The following is an 11,963-nucleotide window of genomic DNA, read 5'->3' as shown; positions in this document are numbered from 1 at the left end:
GCTTACGGAATGACGATGGACACGCTGAGCACGCGCGTTCCCAGCCTTTCTCCATGGGAGCCGTCAGACTTGGGGCGGCCGTAGAGATGGAGCGTGATGCGAAAATCTTCTCGGCCAGAGTCCGTCACATCATGAGTCCAGTAAAAAAACGATGCTTTTTCAGCATGGAGCCGCTCCATATTGATTTCGGAAGTGGCGGCATCCTGCTCGGGCAGCAACTGCCCTCTTTTGCAGAGGCATGGAGCGGTGATCGAGGTGGCTGCTTGCCCTCCGACACGGTCAACGGCATAGGGGATGATGCCCATCCCCTGACTTGGAGAGGCGCTCGCGCCATACCAGCGTATCGTATTCCCCACCCTGGCATCGGGCAGAGACAATAGGAGCAGACCATTCTGTAAACGCTCCTCGACTAGGGTATGACTGGAAAAAACCCGTACAGCGCCTTCATTGACCGCTGCGGGCGAATCCTCCTGCAGACCCAAGACGTTTTGCGGCACGTCCGGTTGCAGCGCCAGGGTCAAGTCGATAACCGGATTCATAATGCATCCTTACAATAGGTGAAGTGCCGGCAAGCTGAACAGTTTGCCGGCACTTCGGTTTCAATGAAATCTGATAGTTCAAGAAACCTGAATAACGGGATCCCAATAGAAATAACCAAGCGTTTTAACTTGATTGCCGCTTACTTGCTCGGTGATATAGAACCAAACCTGATAATTTTCAGTGCCCGTATCCGTTACGTTGCAGCCAAGATAGTAGTTTGGAATTTGTTGCGCCGTATAATTCAGCGGGTCCACCACTTTGTCCGCATTCTGATTGGGAATGGGCACCCAAGGTCTGGACTCGGTCGGAACCGGGATGGAGGTCACCTGACTGCCGGAGAATTTTTGAATTTTGTAAACGATAACGCTTTGGCTGACGTTTGAAGACAAAGACAGTGCGCGCCACCGGATCACGTCATCCACCTCGGCCTTCACCGCCAAATCAGCGGAAGCTTGTCCGCCTGTTACAAAGCGGCTCTCCGCCACCATGTAAACATCTTTATGGGCGATGCCGGTTGGCTGACCAGAGTTTTGGCTTGGGCCAGGATACTTGTTGAGAATGGTTTGCGTATCGAACACCATTTCAATGTTGACAATATTGCTCATTCTTTCCTCCACATGTAGATCATTAATTAGGAGAGGCCGCTTCGCCCCAAGGCCATTTATTGATACGACAGGATCAAGAAAATAGAACCTAGTGCAAATACCTAATTGACAACATACAGATATAGTTAATTGCATATTAAAATGTTTTATTACGTAATATCACAATTAAAATTATTTGCCGTAAAGGCCACATGCAATGCATGCTCCACTTTCATGCCATCCACTCAGCCACAAACTCGGTCTCGCACATGACGCGCATCCTCCCTCTTCGACTGCTGCGCTCTAAACCTCCACGCCAAGCCTGCCTTTGGGAGCAAACCTCCATAAAGGGGGGGCCGTGGCTGGCCGCCCTGATTCTGTGCGCCGCCGCCGCGCCGGCGCTGGCCCAGCCCAGTTTTCAGCAGGTCAAGGCCGAATGGCGGCCGTCGGACGTGGTGGTGCTGGACCGCAACGGCCAGCCGCTGCAGCGGCTGCGGGTGGACAAGCAAGGCCGACGGCTGGACTGGGCGGGCCTGGCCGATACCTCGCCGGCCTTCCGCCACGCGCTGGTGGTGTCGGAAGACCGGCGCTTCTATCAGCACAGCGGCGTGGACTGGTCCGGCGTGGCCGCCGCGGCCTGGGGCAATCTGTGGAACACCCGCACCCGCGGCGCGTCCACGCTGACCATGCAGCTGGCCGGCCTGCTGGATAACGATCTCAAGGTGGGCCGCAACGGCCGCAGCCTGTGGCAGAAGATGGGCCAGGGCTGGTCCGCCGCCTGGCTGGAAACCCACTGGAGCAAGGCGCAGATCCTGGAGGCCTACCTCAATCTGGTCGGCTTCCGCGGCGAGCTGGTGGGCCTGTCCGCCTTGTCCGCCACCTTGTTCGGCAAACTGCCGGCCGGCCTCAATCTGGAAGAATCCGCCATCGCGGTGGCGCTGATCCGCGCGCCCAACGCCGCGCCGGACAAAGTGGCCGCCCGCGCCTGCCGCATCCTGCAGGACATGCGCCGCCAGCCCAATTGCGCGGCGCTGGCGGTGCGCACCCGCCAGGCGCTGGCGCAGAGCCGCGCCGCCAATCCGCTGGCGGAGCAGGACGCGCCGCACTTCGCCCAAAAACTGCTGCAGCGCCAGCCCTTGACGGCCGGCAGCCGCATCGCCTCCACGTTGGACCTGGGCCTGCAGCGCTACGCCGCTTCGGTGCTGCGCCGCCACCTGGCCGCGCTGGCGCAGCGCAATGTGCAGGACGGCGCGCTGGTGGTCTTGGACAACGCCAGCGGCGACATCCTAGCCTGGGTGGGCTCCAGCGGCCGCGGCCTGTCCAACGCCGCCGAAGTGGACGGCGTCACCTCGCTGCGCCAGGCCGGCTCCACCCTCAAGCCCTTCCTCTATCAGCTGGCGCTGGAGCGACGCTACCTGAGCGCCGCCTCCCTGCTCGACGACAGCCCGCTAAGCCTGCAAACCGGCGCCGGCTTGTACGCGCCGCAAAACTACGCCAAGGACTTCAAGGGCCTGGTGTCGGCGCGCACCGCGCTGGCCTCCTCCCTCAATGTGCCGGCGGTGCGCGCCATCGAAATGGTCGGCCCCAACGCGCTGCGCGACCGCCTGTACCGGCTGGGCCTGAGCAGCCTGCAGCAGGACGGCGACTATTACGGCTTCAGCCTGGCGCTGGGCGCCGCCGACATCCGCCTGCTGGAGCTGGCCAACGCCTACCGCACCCTGGCCAATCAGGGCCTGGCCAGCCCGACCCGCTGGACGCTGGCGGACCCCAAGCCCAAGCCGCAGCGGCAGCTGGACGCCAGCAGCAGCTTCATCATCGCCGACATCCTGTCCGACCGCACCGCGCGCGCGCGCACCTTCGGCCTGGAAAGCGCGCTGTCCACCCGTTACTGGAGCGCGGTCAAGACCGGCACCAGCAAGGACATGCGCGACAACTGGGCGGTGGGCTTCTCGCGCCAGCGCACGGTGGCGGTATGGGTGGGCAACGCCGCCGGCGAGCCGATGTGGGACGTATCCGGCATGCACGGCGCGGCGCCGGTGTGGCAGGCGGTGCTGGACCGCGCGCAGCAAGGCGCGCCGGCCTCGCTGCCGCCATCCCCGCCGGCCGGCGTGGTGAGCCAGAACGTGCGCTATGAAGGAGATGTGGAAGCCAGCCGCCGCGAATGGTTCCTGGCCGGCACCCAACGCGCGCTGATCGTGCCGGAGCGCGGCAGCGCCGCCAGCCAGACGCCGGGCATCGCCGCGCCGGTGGACGGCAGCGTCTACGCGCTGGACCCGGACATTCCGCCGGCCAACCAGCGCCTGTTATTGCGCGCGCGCGGCGTGGCCCGCCCGCAATGGTGGCTGAACGGCAAGCGCCTGGGCGCCGGCGCCAGTCTGGCCTGGTTCCCCTGGCCCGGCCGCCACGCCTTGGAACTGCGTGACGCCAAGGGCCTGGTGGTGGAGAAAATCCGTTTCGAAGTACGCGGCGCGGTGGCCACACCTGGCCGAAAGGCCGGCAAGCCCGGGCCCCGCGTCAACTAATAGCGGCAAACGCCGCGCCATGCCGTACACATAAATGGCGAGTCATTCCCATTTCAACGACAAGGAGCGGTATATGAAATATTCATTCGAAAACCTGGCGCTGTCCGGCGGCGGCGTCTGGGGCATCGCCTACCTGGGCATGTTGGAGGAACTGGAGCGGGCCGGCGCGCTGGCGCAGATCCAGCGCGTGGTCGGCGCCTCCGCCGGCGCCATCTCCTCCATGCTGATCAGTTTCCGCCTCAGCGCGGCCAAGACCCAGGAACTGTCCGACTCCCTCGACTACAGCAAGATCCCGCAAAAAGCGGCTGAGCCGGCCACGCCGCAACTGCAGGCCGCGCACAAGGCCTTCCAGGCCCAGCTGGCCTTGCAGCCGCACGCCAAAAACGTCTCGCTCGAAGACTTCATCTGCCTGCTGCGCCTGTTCAACAAGAAAGGCTGGTATTCCAGCGACTACTTCTACCACTGGCTGAAAGGCGTGGTCGCCAGCCAGTTCAAGGACGGCCGGCCGGACAAGAAATACACCTTCGCCGACTTCGCCAAGCCGGCGCTGCACAAAAACGACCAGCCCTTCCGCCAGCTCCACGTGATAGGCTGCGACGCCAACGCCCATCAGGCCAGAATATTCTCCGCCGAGCTGACGCCGGACGTGGAAGTGGCCGAGGCGGTGCGCATCTCCATGTCCATCCCCTTCTTCTTCGAAGCGCAAAACTTCAGCTACCCCGGCCAGCCAGCCGGCGTATTCGTCGACGGCGGCACCATCTGGAACTACCCGATCAACTTCTTCGACGACAAGTACCCAGCAAAGCCCAAGCAGGGAGAAGATGAGGAGGAGGAGAAAACCTTCGGCGCCCGTTTCGACGCGCCGCCGGGCAAGCCGTCTTCGGACGCCAACCTGATCCAGCACATCCAGAACATCGCCCAGAGCGCCTGGCAAGCGCAAAACCTGAACTATCAGTATTCGCCGCGGGATCAGGCGCGCAGCATCAATATCCCCACCGAAGGCGTCTTGGCCACGGACTTCAATATCAAGACCGGCGACGACAAGTATCAGCGGCTATTCCAGGCCGGCGCCGCCGCCACCCGCGCCTTCCTCGCCAGCTGCGAAAGCTAAGAAGCGGCTCAAAGACTCGCGAGCAAGCGCGAGACAAGGCGAAAACGGCTGAGAAAGCGGAATGGTCAAGCGGTACATGAGCGTTTCGAAGGTGTTTTCAACGCCGTATCGCCGCAGCGCAGCAGATCGTAACAGCCGCCCGCGCCTGACGGCGCGGGCTACGCTCACTCCGCGGCCAGCAAACGCCAGCGCTGATTCGCGCCGCCGTGGCAGCTCCATTGAATCAGTTGCTGGCCGGCTTGGGACGAGGCATTGGCCACGTCCAGGCATTTGCCGGCCTGCGCACCCACCAGGCTGTACGCGCCGGCTCCGTCCGCCTTCAGGCTGAAGCGCTGATTGGCCTGGCCGCTGCACGGCCACTGAATCAGCTTGCCGCCGTCCTGCTTGGCGCCGCCCTCCACGTCCAGACACTGCCGGGAATGCGCGGCGATCAATTGATAGCCGTCGCCGCTGGCGGCCAGCTGCCACACCTGGTTTTGCCCGGCGGCGGCCTGCTGAACGACGGCCGCGCCGGCGGACGCGCTATTGTCCTTGACCGTCAGCCACAGCCCACTGCTCAGGGACTGCAGCCGGTAAGACTTGCCCGCCTGCGGCCCGACGGCGCTGCTGTCTATCAGCTTGCCGGCGCGCGCGTCGCTGCGGTCCAGCACGTCGGTCACGGTCAGATTCACTTGCAGCTTGGCCGGCGTCGGCGTTCCCGCCGGCAGCTTCAAGCTGGCCGCGCGGCGCTCGCCGGCGATTTCGCCGCCCTGCGCCAGGATCTTGCCGCTGGCCGCGTCGCTGACGCTGAGCTGGTATTTAAACTGCGGCGCGCCATAGGGGCTGGTTTGCCAGCTCGCCGTCACCGCGCGCGCGGCGGCGTCGTAAGCGGCGTTCAACTGATCGATCTTGGCCGGATCCGCTTCCGGCGCCGCCGGACGCCGGGCGGTGGAAATCAACGGCGATTGGAAGCCGGCCAGCGGCGCGCCCTGCTGCATCACAAAGCGGCCCTGTGCGGACACCGCGTGTTGCTTGGCCTGAGCCGGCGTCAGTTCCGTGACGGTGGGCGTGGCGCGATTGATCGCCTGCCAGCCCTGAGCGCCACGCGCCCAGACATCGTAATACTCGGCGCTGCGGGTCACCTCCTTGGCCTGGCCGCTCCAGTTCTCGATGAAGCTGTTGGCGGACTGGGCGGCGAAGTCGATATTGGCCGCCGGGAAATCGAAAGTGGCGTGATGGGTCCAAATCCGCGTGGCCGCGTCCCGCGTCCACATGCCAAAGTAAGTGTGGCCGTTTTGCTGCCAATTGCGCACCAGGGACGTTACCGGCTGGCCCAGCGTCCACTTGGTCTGCAAATCGAAATACTTCAGCCCCTCGCCCTCGCCGCCAAAGCGCTCCACCTTGGCGCCGGGCTTGGCGTACACCGCGCGTATCGGCACGCCGTGCACCGACACCGGGTCCCAGATTGAAAAGATATAGGCCGGCGCGCCGTTGTTGTGGCTCTGAATGCCGGTATAGCCGCCGGCATCGCGGCCGCCGTTCCAGCCCAGGGTCTCGTAATAAGTGTGCTGATGCGTGTTCAACACCTTCACCGTCATCATCAGGATGTCGGCGGACACATTGGGATAGTTGAGATGGGCGGAACCGGTGCCGGCCAGCGCCGGCGCAATGGGAACACAGACAAGAGCCAAGCGGGCGAGACCGCGGCTGAATGAGTACATGGCAACACCTTTATTCAATAAGGGAAACCAAGGCCGGCCGCATACGACAACGGCCTGCCGCCAAAACACTTAATAAGTGAGTGAACGACAGGCCGTCGGGTTCCGCCCCTGCGGCGGAATGGCACTATTTACACAGGCTCAACGCTGGATCAGATAACGTATCGTCGGGCCGTCCTGCTGGATTTCCAGCACGGTGTAGCCATGGTTCTTGGCGTCCAGCGGGATGTTGTTGATCGACTGCGGGCAATCGGTCACCACCTCCAGGATTTCGCCCGGCTGAAGCTGCGGCATCGCCTCCAGCGTGGCCACCGCCGGATACGGGCAGGGCTCGCCCATCATGTCCAAACGGTAATTTGGGGTATAACTCTGCTTGCTCATGCCGCCTCCTTGCTGAATCTAGCCGCCTGCGCCTTATTGGCGAAAAAGCGTTTTTCCCACCACATCACCGCCAGCATCGCCAGCGCCAACATCGCGTAAGTGAGCACCAGGCCGCCTTGCGGGCCAAACACCGCCAGCAGGTTGACCTTGGCGTAGTCGGTGGCCACCGCCGGCGCGATATCGTCCCACCACGCCGCCAGCAAGGTGGCGCCGACGATATTGCCCAGCCCCACCCACCAGTAATGCACCTGGCCCTCCACCGCGCGATACATCCAGCCGGTTTCGCAGCCGCCGGCCAGCACGATGCCGAAGCCGAACAAGACCCCGCCTATCACCGCATTGGGGCCGGCCCACAGAATCTTGGGCGGCACGCCCAGCTGCACATAGCTGTACACGCCGATCACGCTCACCGCCATGCCGGCGATGATGGCCTTGGCCATCTGGGTGCGGCCGGTCAGCCACAAATCGCGGAAGGCCGAGGTGAAGCACACTTGCGCGCGCTCGATGATCAGGCCGAAAGCCAGGCCGAACAAGGCCGCCAGCCCCAGCTTGGGCATGGAGAAGGTGCGGGCCAGCGCCCACAGCGTGAAGGCGACGAAAATCAGCATGCCCAGGCGGAAACGACGCCGCGCCTGGTCCTCGCGCTGCTGCAAGGGCTGCGGCGCGCTCACCTTCTGCAGCTTCACCGGAATGCGGAACACCGGCAGCATGGTCACGCGCGCGCCCAACCAGGAACCGGCCGCGGTGGCCAGCGCAAACAGCCAGGCATGCAGGGAAAACTGCGGAATGCCGGTGAAGAAGGCCGCCAGATTGCAGCCCATGGCCAGCCGCGCGCCAAAACCGGCGATCAGGCCGCCCAGCACCGCCTGCGCAATGCGGACGCGATGATGCGGCATGCGCAGCTTGACGTTGTTGGCCCACAAGGCCGCGGACAGACAGCCGGCGAACATGCCTATGATCATCATGCCGTCCACACGGTCCAGCGGCGTGCCCTCAAGATGGATCACCTTGAAATAGCCCCAGGTTTCCGGATGGAAGCCAAACAGCTGCAAGGCGTGGCCGCCCCAGCGCGTGAACTCCCCGGTCACCGCCCAGAAAGTGCCGGTAATGCCGAAATAATATGCGGACAACACCCCGGCGGCGATCACCGCCGGCACCGGCGCCCAGAAGCGCACCAGGTATTGCGTCTTGAAATCCTGCCAAGTCATGGCTCAGACGTCTCCCAATAAAAAAACCTGCCCGCGGGCAGGGTCAAAAATATACGGTTGGCATTGTAGAACAGTGCGTGAACCATGTCAGCGCCGGATTGTCTCACCCGCCGCCTATCGCAGGCAAACCCAAAGCCGGCCGGACTTGATCTGACGCGGCACGGCGGACGCGCGTCGGGCTTGCCGGCTGGTACTGATTAAAACCAAATCCCTTTGGCATCAAAGCCTTTGTGCGGAGCAGTAAAAACACATAGAATAAGCTCGCTTTTTAACAATAACTATCAACAGCTATCGCGTAAGCCACGATGCCGCCGCTACGGCGCCTGAACGCTTGCTCGCAAACCTTCGCCAGATAGAGCCCTGAACCCATGGACTTAAGCACCCTGCTCGCCAGCTTCGCCTCCGCCTTCAACCAGGACCAGCGCCTGCTCACCCTCAGCCTGGGCGACGGCAGCGTGGCGGCCGAGCAATTGCTGCCACTGAGTTTGGCCGGCGAGGAAGGCGTGTCCCGGTCTTACGCCTACCAGCTGACCTGTTTGTCTCCGGACGGCAAGATCGAACTCAAGAGCCTGCTCGGCCTGCCGGCCCGGCTCGGCATCCTGGACGCCGCCGGCGCGGAGAGCCTGCGCTGCGGCGTGGTGTCCAAGGCCGAGTGCCTGGGCTCGGACGGCGGCTTCAGCCGTTATCAGCTGACCATTGAGCCGCCGTTCGCGCTGTTGCGGCACCGCGTCAGCTCGCGGGTGTTCCAGGATCAGTCGGTACCGGACATCGTCACGCAGATTCTGAGCGAGCATCAGCAGGCCAACCCGGTGTTCGCCCGCGTCCAGGCCCAGGACTTCAAAACCGGCCCGGCGTCGCCGCGCAGCTACTGTCTGCAGTACCGCGAGAGCGATTACGACTTCATCGTGCGCCTGTTGCACGAAGAAGGTTACGCCTGGCGTTTCGATCACCTCGACGGCGAGATTCCCCAGGTACAACTGGTCGCCTTCGACGACCCTTACAGCCTGCCGCCGGCCGGCGTCGAGCGGGTGCGTTTCCACCGCAGCGACGCCACCGAGGCCGAGGACGGCCTGACCGAGTGGAACGCCCAGCGCCAGATCGTCCCCGGCGCGGTGGCCTTGGCCAGCTTCGACTACCAGCCGGTGCAGACCCAGCACAGCGGCGACGACAGCCGCATCGACCAGGGGCAGAACGGCAAGGCGCTGCAATCCTCCTTGCACGACTACGACCCGCAATCGCTGTACTACGCCGGCGACGCCGACCAGCTCAGCCACTACGCCCAACTGCGCCAGCAAGCGCATGACCTCAACGCCAAGCAATTCAGCGGCGGCGGTAGCGTGCGCGGCCTGGCCGCCGGCCAGTGGTTCCGCCTGGACGACCATCCGGCCCACGACGGCGACAGCAGCGAACAGCGCGAATTCGTCGTCACCCGCCAAGCTTTAAGCGCGCGCAACAACCTGCCGGCGAATCTCAAAGCCTTCCAGGATGGTAAGGAAGCGCAACCCTTCCGCGCCGACTTCGACGCCCAGCGCCGCGGCGTGCCGCTGACCCCGGCCTACGCTCATACCGAACTGGCCAAACCCAAATCCCGTGGCGTGCAGACCGCCACCGTGGTCGGCCCCCAGGGTGAAGAAGTCCACACCGACCAGCACGGCCGCATCAAGGTGCAGTTCCACTGGCAGCGGCCGGACGAACACCCGAGCATAGGCGCGGGGATGGACGACAAATCCTCCTGCTGGCTGCGCGTGGTCATGCCCAGCGCCGGCGCCGGCTGGGGCCACCAATTCATCCCGCGCATCGGCCAGGAAGTGCTGGTCGACTTCATCGAAGGCGATATCGACCGCCCGGTGATCACCGGCGTGCTCTACAACGGCAGCCACCCGACGCCGGACTTCAGCGGCGCAGGCGCCTTGCCGGCCAACAAGACCCTGTCCGGCATCAAATCCAAAGAACACCAGGGCGGCCAGTACAACGAACTGCTGTTCGACGACACCCCGGGCGAAGTGCGCGCCAAGCTATCAAGCGAGCCGGGCAAAACCCAACTCAACCAAGGCTTCCTCACCCAGCCGCGCAGCAACGGTAAAGCCGAGCCGCGCGGCGACGGCTTCGAACTGCGCACCGACAGCCACGGCGCCATCCGCGCCGGCCACGGCCTGCTGCTGAGCACCGAAGCGCAGAACGGCGCGTCCGGCAAACAACTGGCGCGCGAACAGGCGCAAAGCCAGCTGGACGCGGCCTTGGCCCTAAGCCAAAGCCTGGGCGACACCGCCAGCGGCCAGCAGGCGGACACAATGGAAACCGGGCCGGAAGGCATAGGCGACGACAATAAGCGGGAAGGCAAGCAGTTGATCGGCCACCTGCAGCACCAGCAAGCAGCGCTGAAAGCCTGGGAGGCGGAAACCAATACCGACAAAGAAGGCAAAACCGGCCAGGACATCTCCGGCCGCCAGCCCTTGCTCATCCTGTCCGCGCCGGCCGGCATCGCCAGCCTGAGCCAGCAAAGCCAGACTCTGGCCGCGGAAACCAATCTGGACCTGGTGGCGCAGCGCGACACCAACCAAACCTCGGGCCGACGCTGGATTCACAACGTCGGCGACAAGATCAGCCTGTTCGTCACCGGCCTGCAAGACAAGATCGCGCTGAAGCTGATCGCCGCCAAGGGCAAGATCCAGATGCAGGCGCAGAGCGACACTATCGAAGTGACCGCGGACAAGGACGTCACCATCACCTCCTGTAAGGAGCGCATCGTCATCACCGCCAAGGAGGAAATCCTGGTCACCGCCGGCGGCGGCTACATCCGGCTCAAGGGCGGCGATATCGAAGTGCACTGCCCCGGCACCGTGACGGTGAAAGGCGCCAGCCATAACCTCAGCGGCCCCACCAGCCTGAACGCGCCCTTGCCCAAATTCAACAAAGGCTGCGAGCAAGCGCTGAACAGCGCCGCCGCAACCCAATCCGCCACCGTGCGCCTGGGCTGAGCCATGCAAGCATCCGCTAAACACGCCGCCATTCTGCAACAGCTGCAAGCCCGCCAACAGGCCGGCGCGCAACTGCTGCTGGCCCTGGACGCGCCCAGCCGCCCGCTGGCGGGCGCCGAAGCCGAACTGAACGAACAAGCCCGGCAGCAAGGCCTGCTGCTGCCGCTGAAACATCCGCAACTGGACCCCGCGCGCCAGCCGGCCTGGCTGCCGCTGAACGCCGGCGCGCCAGCGCTGGCCGACAGCATCGCTCAGGCGCTGGCGGAAGCCGAGCCGGACGCGCTGGCGCTGGGGCAAGGCCGGCGCGTGGCCGGCTGGCTGGAAATCACCGGCTCCGCCAAACTGGCCGCCGCCCATATTGGCCGCCAGATGATACGCCGCAGTCCCAATGGCGAGACCCATCTGCTGCGCCTGCACGACCCGGCGGTGAGCTGGGCGCTGTGGCCGCTGTTGAACACCGCGCAGCAGCGCGGCCTGTTGGGCTCGGTCAGCCGCTGGTGGCTATTGGACCCGGCCGGCGAACTCACCTGTCTGGAGCCGGCGCCGCCCGCGACAGGCGCGGCGCGGCCGTTCTCGCGCTGGGAGCCCGGCTTGTGGGAAGACATCGCCCGCATCGGCCCGCTCAACCGCGCGCTGCTGGCTTGGCGCGAGCACGCGCCGGAATGCGACGCGGGCACGCTGGAAACCGCGCGCCTGCACGCCTTCGCCGCCTTGCGCCATGCCGGCGCGCTGGGCTTTGACGACGAGGAAGACTTGTCCCGCTTCGCCCTGCACGCCGTCACCGTGCACCCCCGTTTCTATCTGCACCCCCGCGTGCAAGCGCTGCTGGCGGGGCGCGAGGCGGACGACTTTTACAGCGGGCTGACGGATTCGCTCAGCGAAGCGGACTGGGCGGCCATCGCCGCCAGCGCCTGAGCGCAGCCGACATGACGCACCTCATAC

At 64.5% G+C, this 11,963-nt stretch carries 9 protein-coding genes; 4 read left to right on the top strand and 5 right to left on the bottom strand.

Features of this window, described 5'->3' with window-relative positions:
• Nucleotides 1–2: 2 nt before the first annotated feature.
• Both NK214_RS08815 and NK214_RS08810 read right to left on the bottom strand, forming a co-directional pair.
• Complete coding sequence (locus NK214_RS08815) at nucleotides 3–539, bottom strand: AidA/PixA family protein (RefSeq protein WP_107798962.1); 537 nt, start codon at nucleotides 537–539, stop codon at nucleotides 3–5.
• A 78-nt stretch (nucleotides 540–617) separates the two neighbouring features.
• Nucleotides 618–1,145 carry an inclusion body family protein gene (locus NK214_RS08810; protein WP_227108299.1) on the bottom strand — a complete coding sequence of 176 codons (528 nt, stop codon included), beginning with the start codon at nucleotides 1,143–1,145 and terminating at the stop codon, nucleotides 618–620.
• A 248-nt stretch (nucleotides 1,146–1,393) separates the two neighbouring features.
• Between NK214_RS08810 and pbpC the strand changes: the two genes are divergently transcribed.
• Nucleotides 1,394–3,646: a penicillin-binding protein 1C gene (gene pbpC / locus NK214_RS08805; RefSeq protein ID WP_253314254.1), complete on the top strand. Its 2,253-nt coding sequence runs from the start codon at nucleotides 1,394–1,396 to the stop codon at nucleotides 3,644–3,646.
• 73 nt (nucleotides 3,647–3,719) lie between these two features.
• Nucleotides 3,720–4,757, top strand: a complete 1,038-nt coding sequence (locus tag NK214_RS08800) for a patatin-like phospholipase family protein (protein ID WP_158274259.1) — start codon at nucleotides 3,720–3,722, stop codon at nucleotides 4,755–4,757.
• Nucleotides 4,758–4,921: 164 nt separating this feature from the next.
• Here NK214_RS08800 and NK214_RS08795 read toward each other — a convergent pair whose 3' ends face one another.
• The 3 genes from NK214_RS08795 to yedE form a co-directional block, all read right to left on the bottom strand.
• On the bottom strand, nucleotides 4,922–6,457 hold the full coding sequence (locus NK214_RS08795; protein WP_253314253.1) for a DUF3472 domain-containing protein: 1,536 nt from the start codon (nucleotides 6,455–6,457) through the stop codon (nucleotides 4,922–4,924).
• A 138-nt stretch (nucleotides 6,458–6,595) separates the two neighbouring features.
• Nucleotides 6,596–6,835: a sulfurtransferase-like selenium metabolism protein YedF gene (yedF, locus tag NK214_RS08790; protein ID WP_019100738.1), complete on the bottom strand. Its 240-nt coding sequence runs from the start codon at nucleotides 6,833–6,835 to the stop codon at nucleotides 6,596–6,598.
• Nucleotides 6,832–8,043: a selenium metabolism membrane protein YedE/FdhT gene (yedE, locus tag NK214_RS08785; protein ID WP_227108292.1), complete on the bottom strand. Its 1,212-nt coding sequence runs from the start codon at nucleotides 8,041–8,043 to the stop codon at nucleotides 6,832–6,834. Before yedE ends, yedF begins: the two co-directional genes overlap by 4 nt.
• A gap of 368 nt (nucleotides 8,044–8,411) precedes the next feature.
• Between yedE and NK214_RS08780 the strand changes: the two genes are divergently transcribed.
• Together NK214_RS08780 and NK214_RS08775 are read left to right on the top strand one after the other, a co-directional pair.
• A complete protein-coding gene (locus NK214_RS08780) occupies nucleotides 8,412–11,021 on the top strand; it encodes a type VI secretion system Vgr family protein (protein WP_253314252.1) in 2,610 nt (869 codons plus the stop codon).
• 3 nt (nucleotides 11,022–11,024) lie between these two features.
• Nucleotides 11,025–11,936, top strand: a complete 912-nt coding sequence (locus NK214_RS08775) for a DUF4123 domain-containing protein (protein ID WP_253314251.1) — start codon at nucleotides 11,025–11,027, stop codon at nucleotides 11,934–11,936.
• Nucleotides 11,937–11,963: the final 27 nt, after the last annotated feature.

The organism is Chromobacterium sp. S0633, from assembly GCF_024158805.1.
In the GTDB taxonomy this organism is placed as follows: domain Bacteria; phylum Pseudomonadota; class Gammaproteobacteria; order Burkholderiales; family Chromobacteriaceae; genus Chromobacterium.
The sequence above is the reverse complement of the archived record's forward strand: the minus strand, read 5'-3'. Positions and strand labels throughout refer to the sequence as shown.